The organism is Spongiibacter nanhainus (assembly GCF_016132545.1).
Taxonomy (GTDB): domain Bacteria; phylum Pseudomonadota; class Gammaproteobacteria; order Pseudomonadales; family Spongiibacteraceae; genus Spongiibacter; species Spongiibacter nanhainus.
Map to the genome: position 1 here is coordinate 3,121,723 of NZ_CP066167.1, position 12,769 is coordinate 3,134,491.

Genomic DNA, 12,769 nt, shown 5'->3' on the forward strand with positions numbered 1-12,769 from the left:
GCAGCACCGATGTCCCTAGGGATTACCTACGGATAGGCTTGCGTGGGCCTTTACGGGTACGGGCGTTGGTCTTGGTGCGCTGACCGCGCAGCGGCAAGCTCTTCCGATGGCGCAAGCCACGGTAGCAACCCAGGTCCAACAAACGCTTAATATTCATGGACACTTCGCGCCGCAAATCGCCTTCTACCGCGATTTTGCCAATGGCATTCCGCAGGCTGTCCAGCTGCTCTTCGCTAAGATCACCCACTTTAGTGTCTTCAGCGATAGAGGTTGTGGCACAGAGTTGCTTGGCCGTAGTACGACCGATACCATAAATATAGGTCAACGAGATAACCGCGTGCTTGTTATCCGGTATATTGACTCCTGCGATACGAGCCATTCAGATTACTCCAATCAATCCTGTTTTAATAAACGAGTACGCCGTACTGCTTAGGGCTGTTAACAAGCCGCAGACGGACCGCCGCGCGAAAGGCGCAGTAGTCTATCCGCAAGACACTCACAAATCAAGCCCCAAAGCCGGGATTAACCCTGGCGCTGCTTGTGACGGGGCTCTGCGCTGCAGATAACCCGTACCACGCCTTTGCGACGAACAATTTTACAATTGCGGCAAATAGCTTTTACTGATGCGCGAACTTTCATAACCACACTCCAAACGAGCCACTCGCAACCCCCGCCTTAGCGGGCGCCGCTACCATAGTTTTTCAAATTTGCCTTTTTCATCACCGAGTCGTACTGGTGAGACATCATGTGGGACTGGACCTGGGACATGAAGTCCATAACCACAACCACCACAATCAGCAACGAGGTACCACCGAGATAAAACGGCACATTCCAGAACACCACCAAAAATTGAGGCAGCAAACACACTGCGGCGATGTAAAGCGAGCCGAACATGGTCAAACGCGTCAATACACCATCAATATAACTGGCGGTTTGCTTACCGGGACGAATACCTGGCAGGAACGCTCCGGAACGTTTCAAATTATCCGCAACTTCATCCGGGTTAAACATCAACGCGGTGTAGAAGAAGCAGAAGAAAATAATCAGTGCTGAGAACAGCAAAATATTCAACGGTTGCCCAGGGCCAATCGCCAAAGCCAATTCCTGCAGCCACTCCATACCGTCCTGGCTTTGCCCTACCCACTGGGCAATCGATGCGGGGAACAGCAGAATAGAGCTGGCAAAAATTGCGGGAATGACCCCGGCCATATTCACCTTCAAAGGCAGATGACTTTGCTGCCCTTGATACATGCGATTGCCGCGCTGTTGCTTGGCATAATTCACTGTAATCCGCCGCTGGCCACGCTCGATGAAAACAACAAAGTAAACCACCGCTACCGCCAGCACCAAAATGGCTAACAGCACCAGTATATTCAGTTCACCCTGGCGAGCTTGCTCGAGGGACTGCCCAACAGCAGCCGGTAGCCCGGCGACGATACCGGCAAAGATCAGCATGGAAATACCATTGCCGATACCCCGCTCGGTGATTTGCTCGCCAAGCCACATCATAAAGACGGCGCCGGTAACCAGCGAAACCACAGCGGTAAAATAGAAACTCAGGTCGGCGTTAAAGGCCAAACCTTGGTTTGCGAGGCCTACGGTCATACCCGTCGCTTGCAGCAGCGCCAGCACCACCGTCAGGTAACGGGTGTATTGGCTTATCTGCCTGCGACCAGCCTCGCCTTCTTTTTTCAGCGCCTCAAGTTGAGGGCTGACTGCGGACATCAACTGCATGATGATGGACGCAGAAATGTAGGGCATGATCCCCAAGGCCAGGATGCTCATCCGCTCCAGAGCACCGCCTGAAAACATGTTGAACAGCCCGAGTACAGTTCCCTGATTCTGATTAAACAGAGCGGCTAGCTGCTCCGGGTTAATCCCGGGCACCGGAATGTGGGTGCCGATACGATAGACAATAATCGCCAGCAACAGAAAACGAAGGCGAGCCAAGAGCTCGCCTAATCCGGATTGCTTACCAGTTGACAGGGGACCGGGTTTCGCCATGGGGTATGCGCCTTATTCCTCGACTTTGCCGCCGGCTTTCTCGATTGCTTCCCGAGCACCTTTGGTGACCGCCAACCCTTTCAGGCTCACAGCTTTTTTGATGTCACCAGACAGAAACACTTTTGCGCGTTCGATGTTATTGCTGATCAAGTCCGCGCGCTTGAGCGCGTCCAGGTCAATAACAGCATCTTCTACACGGTTCAGCTCGGACGTGCGAATCTGTGCAGTGACTTGTGCCAAACGGGAGTTAAAGCCGTATTTAGGCAGGCGTTTCTGCAGTGGCATTTGGCCGCCCTCGAAACCGGGACGAACACTACCACCAGAGCGAGCTTTCAAACCTTTGTGACCGCGGCCACCTGTTTTACCCAAACCGCTACCGATACCGCGACCAACGCGCTTTGCGTTTTTGGTACGGCCAGGTGCTGGGCTCAACGTGTTAAGACGTAAATCAGTCATCCCTTACACCTCAACCTTTACCAGATAGTTAACTTTATTGATCATGCCACGCACTGACGGGGTATCTTCAACCTCGACGGTGTGACCGATCCGGCGCAAGCCCAGGCCAGCTACGCAAGCTTTGTGGGACTTCAGGCGCCCGGCAATGGAGCGCACTTGAGTTACTTTGATTTTGCTCATTTCCAACCCTGCCCCTTGTCTTAGCCCAGGATCTCTTCTACCGATTTGCCGCGCTTTGCTGCGACTTCATCTGGAGAAGAAATGCTTTGCAGTGCTTTGATGGTAGCGCGAACCACGTTCACCGGATTGGTAGAGCCGTAGCACTTAGCCAAAACGTTGTGAACACCGGCAATTTCCAGCACCGCACGCATCGCACCACCGGCGATTACACCAGTACCATCAGACGCAGGCTGCATGTAAACCTTGGATGCACCGTGGTTAGCTTTAACCGCGTACTGAATCGTATCACCCTTGATATCCACCTGAACCATGTTGCGACGGGCGGACTCCATGGCCTTCTGGATAGCGACGGGCACTTCGCGAGCCTTGCCGCGGCCAAAACCGACCTTACCGTTACCATCACCAACCACCGTCAGCGCGGTAAAGCTGAAGATCCGGCCACCTTTAACTACTTTGGCAACACGATTTACCTGTACCAGTTTTTCCTGGAGGCCTTCTGTGTTTGCGTTGTCTTTCTGCTCGTTGAATGCCATCGCCTAAACCTTAGAATTCCAAACCGCCTTCGCGGGCCGCATCTGCCAACGCCTTCACTCGACCGTGGAAACGGAATCCACTGCGATCAAAGGCCACCTGTGTTACGCCCGCTGCCTTGGCGCGGTCAGCAATCAATTTACCAACACCGGCTGCTGCTGAAATATTGCCAGTAGCGTTGCCGCGCAGCTCTTTATCCAAGGTGGAAGCGCTAGCGAGGACTTTATCGCCTTCGGCTGCAATCACCTGGGCATACATGTGGCGGGGCGTACGGTGTACGCTCAAGCGCACTGCGCGCAGTTCACGCATTTTGTTTCGAGCGCGGCGGGCGCGACGCAATCTTGATACTTTTTTATCGCTCATAACCTAGCCCTTACTTCTTCTTCGCTTCTTTACGACGAATCATTTCGTCTTCGTAGCGAACACCTTTACCCTTGTAAGGCTCTGGCGGACGGAAAGCTCTAATCTCCGCGGCCACTTTGCCCAACATCTGCTTGTCATTGCCACTGAGCACGATCTCAGTCTGGCTTGGCGTTTCCGCCTTAACACCTTCAGGCAGCGCGTAATCAATCGGGTGAGACAGCCCTACCACCAAGTTAAGGCTATTACCGCTCGCTTTGGCCCGGTAACCAACACCATTGAGAATCAATTTGCGCTGAAAACCTTCACTCACACCAATGACCATATTGTTAGTCAAGGAGCGCATGGTTCCCGCCATCGCCCAGCCGTTTTTTGCGCCTTCGCGGGCGGCAAACACCAGCTGACCATCTTCTTGCTTCACTTCAACGGCTTCGTGCAGGGGCATGGACATGTTGCCATTTTTGCCTTTCACTGCGATCGCACCGCCGTCGAGCTTGACCTCTACCCCTTTGGGCAGCGTCACTGGACTTTTCGCTACTCTAGACATCTTTAGAACTCTTCAAGCTGTCAATCATTTAGAAAACGGTGCAAAGCACTTCGCCACCGACACCTGCCGCCCGCGCGGCGCGATCTGTCATTACACCAGAGCTGGTGGAGACAATCGCAACGCCCAAGCCACCACGTACCGAAGGCAACTCGTCTTTACCTGCATAGGACCGCAGACCAGGGCGACTTACACGCTGGATTTCTGCGATAACCGGCTTGCCCTGGAAGTACTTGAGCTCAACAAAGAGAGACGCCTTACCGCCGTTCTCCTCGACGCGCCAACCCGCAATGTAACCCTCGCCTTCCAATACGGCGGCTACCGCTTTTTTCAGCTTTGAAGCCGGAATTTCAACAACAGTCTTACCTGCCATTTGAGCGTTGCGGATGCGGGTCAACATATCCGCCAGAGGATCTTGCATGCTCATGTTTTGCTCCCATCGATCGCCGCAACTCGCGGCGGCAAAATACTTATTCCAGTTACCTAATTACCAGCTGGCTTTTACCAGACCCGGAACGTCGCCACGCATGGCGGCTTGACGCAGCTGGTTGCGGCACAGACCAAATTTACGATACACACCATGAGGACGACCGGTGACCTGGCAACGGCGACGCTGACGAACAGGGCTGGCGTTGCGCGGCAGCTTTTGAAGCTTAACCTGGGCATCCCACTTTTCTTCATCACTGGCGTCCAGGCTGGAAATAATTGCCTTCAGCTCTGCACGCTTGGCAGCGTATTTAGCGACGGTGCGTGCGCGCTTTGCTTCCCGCGCTTTCATTGACTGCTTTGCCATATGCCGGAGTCCTCTTAACCTTTAAATGGGAAGCGGAACGCTTTCAGCAGCGCACGGCCTTCCTCATCGTTGCGAGCGGTCGTAGTAATGGTGATATCGAGACCACGCAACTTATCGACTGTGTCGTAATCAATTTCAGGGAAGATAATTTGCTCGGTCACACCCATCGCAAAATTTCCCCGTCCGTCAAACGACTTGGGGCTAACACCCCGGAAGTCCCTTACACGGGGGATCGCTACAGTAATCAGGCGATCCAGAAATTCGTACATGCGCTCACGACGCAAAGTTACTTTGCAGCCGATAGGCCATCCGTCGCGAATTTTAAAACCTGCGATGGATTTGCGGGCTTTGGTCACGACCGGCTTTTGACCGGACACTTTTTCCAAATCACCCAGCGCTGCCTCAAGAACTTTCTTATCCCCAGCTGCTTCACCCACACCCATGTTCAGAGTGATCTTGGTAATACGGGGAACTTCCATCGGGTTCGCCAGGCCCAGCTCTTCAATCAGCTTGGCCTTCAACTCGTTGTTATACAATTCCTGTAAACGTGCCATTTTCTATAAACCCCTACGCGTCCACCGCTTCGCCGCTGGATTTAAAAATCCGGCTCTTGCTGCCGTCGTCGGCAACCTTGATTCCAACGCGATCCGCCTTGTTGGTGGACGGGTTGAAAATCGCCACATTAGAAATGTGGAGAGGCGCCTCTTTCTCGACAATTCCACCAGCCACACCCAACTGCGGGTTGGGACGCTGGTGTTTCTTAACCATATTGATGCCGGCAACCAAGACTCGGCCATTGTCCAACACTTTTTGGACTTTGCCGCGTTTACCTTTGTCTTTACCGGTCAAGACGATAATTTCGTCTTCACGTTTAATCTTGCGCATAGCTGACCTCAGTCTTCCCCAGTTCGCCCTTTACAATACTTCCGGGGCCAGTGAGATAATTTTCATAAATTTCTCGCTGCGCAGCTCCCGGGTTACCGGACCAAAAATACGAGTGCCCACGGGCGCCAGACTGTTGTTGAGCAACACAGCGGCATTGTCGTCAAATTTGATCGTTGAACCGTCACTGCGGCGTACACCCTTTTTAGTGCGCACTACCACCGCGGTCATCACTTGGCCTTTCTTCACCTTGCCGCGGGGAATGGCTTCCTTGACCGTCACTTTGATCAAATCGCCGACGCGAGCGTAGCGACGGTGAGAACCGCCAAGCACCTTGATGCACATAACCTGGCGAGCGCCACTGTTATCCGCAACTTCCAAATAGCTTTCTGTTTGAATCATCTCTCACTCCAAACCCGTCAACTGTGCCTCTCGCGATCAACACAGGCCGTCGGCCGTTTATATCTGAGTCGCGGTTTCTTCAACCCGCAACAGGGTCCAGGATTTGTTTTTGGACAGTGGGCGAGTTTCGCTCACTGTTACCGTATCGCCTGCTTTACACTCATTATTTTCATCATGAGCGTGGATCTTTGATGAGCGTGTAATGTACTTCCCATAGATGGGATGCTTAACACGACGCTCAATCAGTACAGTGATGGTTTTATCCATCTTGTCGCTGACGACCTTCCCGGTGGCGGTACGAGCGCTCTTTGCTGCTTCTGACATCTTAGTTACCTGCCTTTTCCTGGAGCACGGTTTTCACGCGCGCAATGTCACGACGGGTTTGTTTCAACAGATGCGTCTGCGCCAATTGACCGCTGTTTTTCTGCATCCGCAGTTTAAACTGGCTCTCGAGCAGCTGAACGAGTTCAGCATTCAACTCTTCCAGTGATTTATCGCGCAATTCAACAGCCTTCATCACATCACCACCCGCTTAACAAATGCTGTGGGGACCGGAATTTTGGCTGCGGCAAGTGCAAAGGCCTCGCGCGCCAATTCTTCGGGCACACCCTCAACTTCATACAACACTTTCCCGGGCTGAATCTGGGCTACCCAGTACTCGACATTACCCTTACCTTTACCCTGACGTACTTCCAGCGGCTTTTCGGTGATGGGCTTATCGGGAAACACCCGAATCCAAATTTTCCCGCCCCGCTTGATGTGGCGAGTCATGGCACGACGCGCCGCTTCGATCTGGCGAGCGGTGATTCGTCCGCGACCTACGGCCTTCAGACCAAAATCACCAAAGCTGACTTTGCTGCCACGCTCTGCCAGACCGCGGTTGCGGCCCTTCTGTACCTTGCGAAACTTCGTGCGCTTCGGCTGTAACATCTTGCGTAACCCTTACTCTGAAACTTTCTTGGCCTTGGCTTCTACGGCATCGCGTTTTGTAGCGAGGACTTCACCTTTGAAGATCCACACTTTGACACCGATGATGCCGTACGTAGTCGCCGCTTCGTGGGTCGCGTAATCAATATCTGCACGCAGTGTATGCAGCGGCACACGACCTTCCCGATACCACTCTGTCCGGGCGATCTCGGCACCGCCAACACGGCCGCTCACCTGAACTTTGATGCCTTCAGCGCCCTGGCGCATCGCGTTTTGTACAACACGCTTCATAGCGCGCCGGAACATGACACGGCGTTCGAGCTGCTGGGCCACGTTCATGGCTACCAGCTTGGCATCCAGGTCCGGCTTGCGAACCTCTTCAATATTGATATGAACCGGCACACCCATTTTGTCGGTCATCTCTTTGCGAAGCTTATCGACGTCTTCGCCTTTTTTACCGATGACAATACCGGGGCGCGCAGTGTGAATTGTAATGCGCGCCGTCTGCGCGGGGCGCTCGATGACAATTCGACTTACTGATGCGTTAGCAAGTTTGTCCTGCAGATACTCGCGGACTTCCAGATCAGTAATCAGGTTCGCGGCGTACTGGTCACTGCCGGCGTACCATACTGAATTGTGCTCTTTTACGATGCCCAGCCGAATGCCGGTCGGGTGTACTTTCTGACCCATTTGGTCTTCTCCTACTAGCCTTCGCTATCGGCAACTTTAATGGTGATGTGACAGGATCTCTTCAGAATCCGGTCCGCTCGACCTTTGGCGCGAGGACGCAGACGCTTCATAGTCATGCCCTCGTCAACAAAGATGGTTGATACTTTCAGCTCGTCGACATCCGCACCTTCGTTGTGCTCAGCATTGGCAATCGCCGAGTTAAGCACTTTCTTGATGATGCCCGCCGCTTTCTTTGAGCTGAAGCCCAACAGATCCAGCGCCTCTTCTACACCCTTGCCGCGAATTTGATCGGCGACCAAGCGAGCCTTCTGGGCAGAGATACGCGCGCCTTTTAAATGTGCCGCTACTTCCATCGTCAAAGCCTCTTCCGACCCAAGCTTAACGCTTGGCCTTTTTGTCAGCCACGTGACCTTTGTAGGTCCGACTCGCGGCAAATTCACCCAATTTATGCCCAACCATGTCCTCGGAGATCAGCACCGGAACATGTTGACGACCGTTATGAACCGCGATGGTCAAGCCCACCATTTCAGGCAGAATCATCGAACGGCGAGACCAGGTTTTAATTGGTCGACGATCGTTTTTCTCTACCGCTTCCTCAACCTTCTTCAGAAGATGAAGGTCAATAAACGGTCCTTTCTTCAATGAACGTGGCACAAGCTATTCCTCTTTACTCTGACTGTGCTTACTTGTTGCGATGACGCACAATCAGCTTATCTGTACGCTTATTTTTACGGGTCTTATACCCTTTAGTCGGCACACCCCAAGGAGTTACAGGGTGACGACCTCCAGAGGTACGACCTTCACCACCACCGTGCGGGTGATCGACAGGGTTCATAACCACACCGCGAACGGTAGGACGAACACCGCGCCAACGCGCCGCACCGGCTTTGCCTAACTTGCGCAGGCTATGCTCACTGTTGGAGACCTCACCCAGTGTCGCACGACACTCAGCGAGAACCTTGCGCATTTCGCCACTGCGCAACCGCAGTGTGGCGTATTGACCTTCACGAGCTACCAGCTGCACTGATGCACCGGCACTGCGCGCCAATTGCGCACCTTTACCTGGCTTCATCTCTACACAGTGCACTGTGCTGCCCACCGGGATATTGCGCAGAGGCAATGTGTTACCGGGCTTGATAGCCGCAGTATCACCGGAGACAACCACGTCGCCTGCTTTCACGCCTTTGGGAGCGATAATGTAACGGCGCTCACCGTCTGCGTATTTTACCAACGCAATGAATGCTGTGCGGTTGGGATCGTACTCCAGACGCTCAACAACACCTTCGATGCCATCTTTATTGCGTTTGAAGTCGATAATCCGGTAGTGCTGCTTATGACCACCGCCAACGTGGCGAGTGGTAATACGACCGTTATTGTTACGACCACCGCTGCGCGACTGACTCTCCAGCAAAGGCTTATAGGGAGCCCCACGGTGCAGATCGGGATTGACCACCCGTACTACAAAACGGCGGCCAGGCGATGTCGGTTTACTTTTAACAATTGCCATGTGAACCAGCTCCAGACTTATTCAGCAATCGCAAAGTCGATATCTTGACCTTGCGCCAGGCTTACGTAAGCCTTTTTCCAATTTGGCTTCTTGCTCAAGCCGAAGCGGTTACGCTTGACTTTGCCTTTAACATTGACGGTGCGAACATCGACGACGTCGACCTTAAAGAGCGCCTCAACGGCATTCTTCACTTCCAACTTACTGGCGCCCGGCAACACTTTAAACACTACCTGGTTGCCCGCGTCGCCAGCCATCGCGGCCTTTTCGGAAACGTGGGGGCCGAGCAGCACCTTATAAATACGCTCTGATTTCATCCCAACAGCTCCTCAACTTCTTTCAGCGCAGCCACGGTCACAACTACTTTCTCATAACCAATCAAGCTAACCGGATCGACACCTTTCACATCGCGCACATCAACGTTGTGCAGATTGCGTGACGCAAGATACAAGTTACCGTTCACTTCGCTGGTGATAACCAGAGCGCTATCGGCACCGTATTCACCCAGCGACTTCACAAGCAGCTTGGTTTTGGGTGCTTCCAGCACCAAATCTTCCAGCACAACCAGGCGACCCTGGCGCGCCAACTCAGAGAAAATCGAGCGCATCGCAGCGCGGTACATTTTGCGATTAACTTTCTGAGTGTGATCCTGGGGCTTGGCTGCAAAAGTGGTACCACCACCGCGCCAGATAGGGCTGCGGATAGTACCTGCACGGGCACGGCCCGTACCTTTTTGACGCCAGGGTTTCTTACCACCACCGCTTACTTCAGCGCGGGTTTTCTGAGCACGAGTACCCTGACGAGCACCGGCCAGATAGGCGGTTACAACCTGATGCACCAGATCTTCATTAAATTCGCGAGCAAAAGTTACGTCGGAAACCTGAACGGTTCCTGCCGCTTCGCCGCTACCGGGTTTGGCAATATTCAATTCCACTGCTTAGCCCCCTAGGAATTTTTAGCTTTCACAGCGGGACGCACAATCACGTCACCACCAGGCGCACCGGGAATCGAACCTTTTACAAGAATAAGGTTCCGCTCTGCGTCCACACGCACCACCTCGAGAGTCTGAACAGTTACACGCTCAGCACCCATGTGACCCGCCATCTTCTTGCCTTTAAACACCCGACCCGGGGTTTGGCACTGACCGATAGAACCGGGCGCACGGTGAGACAAAGAGTTACCGTGGGTCGCGTCCTGCATGTGGAAGTTCCAACGCTTTACGCCACCCTGAAAGCCCTTACCTTTGGACTGACCGGTGATATCTACTTTTTGACCTGCTTCGAAAGCCGCTACTGTCAGCTCGGCGCCAACTTCTGGCGCGTCGTCTGCACTTTCGAGACGAAACTCCCACAAGCCGCGACCAGCTTCCACACCTGCCTTAGCAAAGTGGCCAGCTTCCGCTTTGGAGATACGTGATGCCTTGCGCGAGCCGGCAGTCACCTGCACAGCACCGTAGCCGTCTACATCACTTGCTTTGACACGAGTAACGCGATTGGGCTCTACCTCAATCACCGTTACCGGAACAGAAATGCCGTCGTCAGTAAAAACGCGCGTCATGCCGCTCTTACGACCGACCAAACCAATAGTCATTGCTCCAACCTCTCAGTGTACGGGGCTTTCACCCTCTATGGCCACGCTCTCGCGTGTTACACAACCCAGGGCCAGCCCCTGAGCGGGTCTGAATTTCAGTATTTTTTAGCCGAGGCTAATTTGTACTTCTACACCAGCCGCCAGATCTAGCTTCATCAATGCGTCTACAGTTTTTTCTGTAGGCTCAACAATATCCAACATGCGCTTATGGGTGCGGATTTCGTACTGATCACGCGCATCCTTATTTACATGTGGCGACACCAACACTGTGTAGCGCTCTTTACGCGTGGGCAAAGGAATGGGTCCCTTAACCTGCGCACCAGTCCGCTTAGCAGTATCGACAATCTCTTGTGTCGAGGCATCGATGAGGCGGTGATCAAAAGCTTTTAAACGAATGCGAATCCGTTGATTTTGCACCTGATCAAACTCCCATCCCGAAACCGCTTCGAGCCACTATCGCCGCCATGGACGAGTCGACCCGAAAAAAGAAGCGGCATGTTAATGATGTACGCCAGACTTGTCAACAAGTATTTGGACACACAGCAGAATTTAAGCCGCCAACCGGGCTTGGAGCGCAAAATTACACGCCCCTTAAGCCTCTACCAAGAAAGGGAGGCCGAGGCCTCCCTTTCTGCTACTACCGCACCCTCTCCTCTCGGAGGGGGGCGACGTCGTTACTCGACGATTTTAGACACGACGCCGGCGCCGACAGTACGACCGCCTTCGCGAACCGCGAAGCGCAGGCCTTCTTCCATCGCGATGGGAGCGATCAGCGTCACGTCCATCTTGATGTTGTCGCCAGGCATAACCATTTCTGTGCCTTCAGGCAGCTCAACAGCACCAGTAACGTCAGTAGTACGGAAGTAGAACTGAGGACGGTAGCCTTTGAAGAACGGCGTGTGACGACCACCCTCTTCTTTGGACAGCACGTAAACTTCGCCTTCGAAGCGAGTGTGTGGAGTGATGGTGCCGGGCTTCGCCAGAACCTGACCACGCTCAACTTCGTCACGCTTGGTACCACGCAGCAGCACACCGACGTTCTCACCGGCACGGCCTTCGTCCAACATCTTGCGGAACATCTCAACACCAGTACAGGTGGTCTTGGTGGTGTCTTTGATACCCACGATTTCGATTTCGTCGCCAGTGTTCAGGATGCCACGCTCGATACGGCCAGTCACAACAGTACCGCGACCAGAGATCGAGAACACGTCTTCGATCGGCATCAGGAAAGGCTGATCAATCGCACGCTCGGGCTCGGGGATGTACTCGTCCAGAGCCTTAACCAGCTTGGACACAGCAGTGGTACCCAGCTCGTTGTCGTCTTCGCCGTTCAGGGCCATCAGGGCAGAACCGGCAATGATCGGTGTGTCGTCACCGGGGAACTCGTAGGTATCCAGCAGTTCGCGGATTTCCATTTCTACCAGTTCCAGCATTTCGTTGTATTCTTCGGTGCCTACGCCGCCGCAGTCTTCAGCCAGCAGGTCAGCCTTGTTCAGGAATACCACGATGTAAGGTACACCTACCTGACGAGACAGCAGGATGTGCTCACGCGTCTGAGGCATTGGGCCATCAGTGGCGCCACATACCAGGATCGCGCCGTCCATCTGGGCCGCACCGGTGATCATGTTTTTCACGTAGTCGGCGTGTCCGGGGCAGTCGACGTGAGCGTAGTGACGAATGTCAGAATCGTACTCAACGTGAGAGGTGGCGATAGTGATACCGCGCTCACGCTCTTCCGGGGCGTTATCGATGCCGTCAAACGCCACAGCCTGACCACCGAATACTTCTGCGCAGACACGGGTCAGCGCCGCTGTCAGGGTGGTTTTACCGTGGTCAACGTGACCAATGGTGCCCACGTTTACGTGGGGTTTACTGCGTTCGAACTTTTCCTTTGCCACGACAAATT

At 53.7% G+C, this 12,769-nt stretch carries 25 protein-coding genes; all 25 read right to left on the reverse strand.

All coding sequences use genetic code 11. The features are described 5' to 3' along the window. Nucleotides 1-22: 22 nt before the first annotated feature. The gene (rpsM, locus tag I6N98_RS14260; RefSeq protein ID WP_198569014.1) at nt 23-379 is read right to left on the reverse strand and encodes a 30S ribosomal protein S13; all 357 of its coding nucleotides are present in this window, start codon (nt 377-379) and stop codon (nt 23-25) included. A 143-nt stretch (nt 380-522) separates the two neighbouring features. After that, nucleotides 523-639, reverse strand: a complete 117-nt coding sequence (gene rpmJ / locus I6N98_RS14265; protein WP_198569015.1) for a 50S ribosomal protein L36 — start codon at nt 637-639, stop codon at nt 523-525. A gap of 36 nt (nt 640-675) precedes the next feature. Then, nucleotides 676-2,004 (reverse strand): preprotein translocase subunit SecY, encoded by a 1,329-nt coding sequence (gene secY / locus I6N98_RS14270; RefSeq protein ID WP_198569016.1) that lies wholly within the window; start codon nt 2,002-2,004, stop codon nt 676-678. A 12-nt stretch (nt 2,005-2,016) separates the two neighbouring features. Then, nucleotides 2,017-2,460 (reverse strand): 50S ribosomal protein L15, encoded by a 444-nt coding sequence (rplO, locus tag I6N98_RS14275; protein WP_198569017.1) that lies wholly within the window; start codon nt 2,458-2,460, stop codon nt 2,017-2,019. A gap of 3 nt (nt 2,461-2,463) precedes the next feature. After that, nucleotides 2,464-2,640 (reverse strand): 50S ribosomal protein L30, encoded by a 177-nt coding sequence (gene rpmD, locus I6N98_RS14280; protein WP_198569018.1) that lies wholly within the window; start codon nt 2,638-2,640, stop codon nt 2,464-2,466. A 20-nt stretch (nt 2,641-2,660) separates the two neighbouring features. Continuing rightward, a complete protein-coding gene (gene rpsE, locus I6N98_RS14285) occupies nt 2,661-3,173 on the reverse strand; it encodes a 30S ribosomal protein S5 (protein ID WP_198569019.1) in 513 nt (170 codons plus the stop codon). Nucleotides 3,174-3,183: 10 nt separating this feature from the next. After that, a complete protein-coding gene (gene rplR / locus I6N98_RS14290) occupies nt 3,184-3,534 on the reverse strand; it encodes a 50S ribosomal protein L18 (RefSeq protein ID WP_198569020.1) in 351 nt (116 codons plus the stop codon). Between the two features lie 10 nt (nt 3,535-3,544). Beyond that, entirely contained in the window at nt 3,545-4,078 is a 534-nt protein-coding gene (gene rplF / locus I6N98_RS14295) for a 50S ribosomal protein L6 (protein WP_198569021.1), read from the reverse strand. A gap of 28 nt (nt 4,079-4,106) precedes the next feature. Then, on the reverse strand, nt 4,107-4,502 hold the full coding sequence (rpsH, locus tag I6N98_RS14300) for a 30S ribosomal protein S8 (protein WP_198569022.1): 396 nt from the start codon (nt 4,500-4,502) through the stop codon (nt 4,107-4,109). 60 nt (nt 4,503-4,562) lie between these two features. Next, complete coding sequence (gene rpsN, locus I6N98_RS14305) at nt 4,563-4,868, reverse strand: 30S ribosomal protein S14 (protein WP_198569023.1); 306 nt, start codon at nt 4,866-4,868, stop codon at nt 4,563-4,565. A 14-nt stretch (nt 4,869-4,882) separates the two neighbouring features. Beyond that, nucleotides 4,883-5,422: a 50S ribosomal protein L5 gene (gene rplE / locus I6N98_RS14310; protein ID WP_198569024.1), complete on the reverse strand. Its 540-nt coding sequence runs from the start codon at nt 5,420-5,422 to the stop codon at nt 4,883-4,885. 13 nt (nt 5,423-5,435) lie between these two features. After that, nucleotides 5,436-5,753: a 50S ribosomal protein L24 gene (gene rplX / locus I6N98_RS14315; protein ID WP_198569025.1), complete on the reverse strand. Its 318-nt coding sequence runs from the start codon at nt 5,751-5,753 to the stop codon at nt 5,436-5,438. 30 nt (nt 5,754-5,783) lie between these two features. Further along, complete coding sequence (gene rplN / locus I6N98_RS14320) at nt 5,784-6,152, reverse strand: 50S ribosomal protein L14 (RefSeq protein WP_198569026.1); 369 nt, start codon at nt 6,150-6,152, stop codon at nt 5,784-5,786. Nucleotides 6,153-6,209: 57 nt separating this feature from the next. Then, on the reverse strand, nt 6,210-6,476 hold the full coding sequence (gene rpsQ / locus I6N98_RS14325; RefSeq protein ID WP_198569027.1) for a 30S ribosomal protein S17: 267 nt from the start codon (nt 6,474-6,476) through the stop codon (nt 6,210-6,212). 1 nt (nt 6,477) lies between these two features. Further along, nucleotides 6,478-6,669 carry a 50S ribosomal protein L29 gene (gene rpmC / locus I6N98_RS14330; RefSeq protein ID WP_198571671.1) on the reverse strand — a complete coding sequence of 64 codons (192 nt, stop codon included), beginning with the start codon at nt 6,667-6,669 and terminating at the stop codon, nt 6,478-6,480. Further along, nucleotides 6,669-7,082: a 50S ribosomal protein L16 gene (gene rplP, locus I6N98_RS14335; RefSeq protein ID WP_198569028.1), complete on the reverse strand. Its 414-nt coding sequence runs from the start codon at nt 7,080-7,082 to the stop codon at nt 6,669-6,671. The genes rpmC and rplP overlap by 1 nt, the downstream gene beginning before the upstream one ends. Before the next feature lie 12 nt (nt 7,083-7,094). After that, on the reverse strand, nt 7,095-7,769 hold the full coding sequence (rpsC, locus tag I6N98_RS14340) for a 30S ribosomal protein S3 (RefSeq protein WP_198569029.1): 675 nt from the start codon (nt 7,767-7,769) through the stop codon (nt 7,095-7,097). Between the two features lie 14 nt (nt 7,770-7,783). Continuing rightward, the gene (gene rplV, locus I6N98_RS14345) at nt 7,784-8,122 is read right to left on the reverse strand and encodes a 50S ribosomal protein L22 (RefSeq protein WP_198569030.1); all 339 of its coding nucleotides are present in this window, start codon (nt 8,120-8,122) and stop codon (nt 7,784-7,786) included. Nucleotides 8,123-8,147: 25 nt separating this feature from the next. Next, nucleotides 8,148-8,423: a 30S ribosomal protein S19 gene (rpsS, locus tag I6N98_RS14350; RefSeq protein WP_198569031.1), complete on the reverse strand. Its 276-nt coding sequence runs from the start codon at nt 8,421-8,423 to the stop codon at nt 8,148-8,150. 28 nt (nt 8,424-8,451) lie between these two features. Beyond that, a complete protein-coding gene (gene rplB / locus I6N98_RS14355; protein WP_198569032.1) occupies nt 8,452-9,276 on the reverse strand; it encodes a 50S ribosomal protein L2 in 825 nt (274 codons plus the stop codon). Nucleotides 9,277-9,293: 17 nt separating this feature from the next. Beyond that, the gene (rplW, locus tag I6N98_RS14360) at nt 9,294-9,590 is read right to left on the reverse strand and encodes a 50S ribosomal protein L23 (RefSeq protein WP_198569033.1); all 297 of its coding nucleotides are present in this window, start codon (nt 9,588-9,590) and stop codon (nt 9,294-9,296) included. Next, nucleotides 9,587-10,207, reverse strand: a complete 621-nt coding sequence (gene rplD / locus I6N98_RS14365; RefSeq protein WP_198569034.1) for a 50S ribosomal protein L4 — start codon at nt 10,205-10,207, stop codon at nt 9,587-9,589. Before rplD ends, rplW begins: the two co-directional genes overlap by 4 nt. 11 nt (nt 10,208-10,218) lie before the next feature. Further along, entirely contained in the window at nt 10,219-10,863 is a 645-nt protein-coding gene (rplC, locus tag I6N98_RS14370) for a 50S ribosomal protein L3 (protein ID WP_198569035.1), read from the reverse strand. A 105-nt stretch (nt 10,864-10,968) separates the two neighbouring features. After that, on the reverse strand, nt 10,969-11,280 hold the full coding sequence (gene rpsJ / locus I6N98_RS14375) for a 30S ribosomal protein S10 (RefSeq protein WP_198569036.1): 312 nt from the start codon (nt 11,278-11,280) through the stop codon (nt 10,969-10,971). 257 nt (nt 11,281-11,537) lie between these two features. Continuing rightward, on the reverse strand, nt 11,538-12,761 hold the full coding sequence (gene tuf, locus I6N98_RS14380; RefSeq protein ID WP_198569037.1) for an elongation factor Tu: 1,224 nt from the start codon (nt 12,759-12,761) through the stop codon (nt 11,538-11,540). Nucleotides 12,762-12,769 lie beyond the last annotated feature (8 nt).

Excerpts from the sequence above, each read along its gene's own strand:
- rplB (WP_198569032.1), bottom strand. The coding sequence starts at position 9,276 with ATGGCAATTGTTAAAAGTAAACCGACATCGCCTGGCCGCCGTTTTGTA.
- rpmD (WP_198569018.1), bottom strand. The coding sequence starts at position 2,640 with ATGAGCAAAATCAAAGTAACTCAAGTGCGCTCCATTGCCGGGCGCCTG.
- rplR (WP_198569020.1), bottom strand. The coding sequence starts at position 3,534 with ATGAGCGATAAAAAAGTATCAAGATTGCGTCGCGCCCGCCGCGCTCGA.
- rpsH (WP_198569022.1), bottom strand. The coding sequence starts at position 4,502 with ATGAGCATGCAAGATCCTCTGGCGGATATGTTGACCCGCATCCGCAAC.
- rplE (WP_198569024.1), bottom strand. The coding sequence starts at position 5,422 with ATGGCACGTTTACAGGAATTGTATAACAACGAGTTGAAGGCCAAGCTG.
- rplO (WP_198569017.1), bottom strand. The coding sequence starts at position 2,460 with ATGACTGATTTACGTCTTAACACGTTGAGCCCAGCACCTGGCCGTACC.
- rplX (WP_198569025.1), bottom strand. The coding sequence starts at position 5,753 with ATGCGCAAGATTAAACGTGAAGACGAAATTATCGTCTTGACCGGTAAA.
- rpsN (WP_198569023.1), bottom strand. The coding sequence starts at position 4,868 with ATGGCAAAGCAGTCAATGAAAGCGCGGGAAGCAAAGCGCGCACGCACC.
- rpsM (WP_198569014.1), bottom strand. The coding sequence starts at position 379 with ATGGCTCGTATCGCAGGAGTCAATATACCGGATAACAAGCACGCGGTT.
- rpmC (WP_198571671.1), bottom strand. The coding sequence starts at position 6,669 with ATGAAGGCTGTTGAATTGCGCGATAAATCACTGGAAGAGTTGAATGCT.
- rplC (WP_198569035.1), bottom strand. The coding sequence starts at position 10,863 with ATGACTATTGGTTTGGTCGGTCGTAAGAGCGGCATGACGCGCGTTTTT.
- rplW (WP_198569033.1), bottom strand. The coding sequence starts at position 9,590 with ATGAAATCAGAGCGTATTTATAAGGTGCTGCTCGGCCCCCACGTTTCC.
- rpsE (WP_198569019.1), bottom strand. The coding sequence starts at position 3,173 with ATGGCATTCAACGAGCAGAAAGACAACGCAAACACAGAAGGCCTCCAG.
- rplV (WP_198569030.1), bottom strand. The coding sequence starts at position 8,122 with ATGGAAGTAGCGGCACATTTAAAAGGCGCGCGTATCTCTGCCCAGAAG.
- rpmJ (WP_198569015.1), bottom strand. The coding sequence starts at position 639 with ATGAAAGTTCGCGCATCAGTAAAAGCTATTTGCCGCAATTGTAAAATT.
- rpsQ (WP_198569027.1), bottom strand. The coding sequence starts at position 6,476 with ATGTCAGAAGCAGCAAAGAGCGCTCGTACCGCCACCGGGAAGGTCGTC.
- rplF (WP_198569021.1), bottom strand. The coding sequence starts at position 4,078 with ATGTCTAGAGTAGCGAAAAGTCCAGTGACGCTGCCCAAAGGGGTAGAG.
- rpsC (WP_198569029.1), bottom strand. The coding sequence starts at position 7,769 with ATGGGTCAGAAAGTACACCCGACCGGCATTCGGCTGGGCATCGTAAAA.
- secY (WP_198569016.1), bottom strand. The coding sequence starts at position 2,004 with ATGGCGAAACCCGGTCCCCTGTCAACTGGTAAGCAATCCGGATTAGGC.
- rplP (WP_198569028.1), bottom strand. The coding sequence starts at position 7,082 with ATGTTACAGCCGAAGCGCACGAAGTTTCGCAAGGTACAGAAGGGCCGC.
- rplN (WP_198569026.1), bottom strand. The coding sequence starts at position 6,152 with ATGATTCAAACAGAAAGCTATTTGGAAGTTGCGGATAACAGTGGCGCT.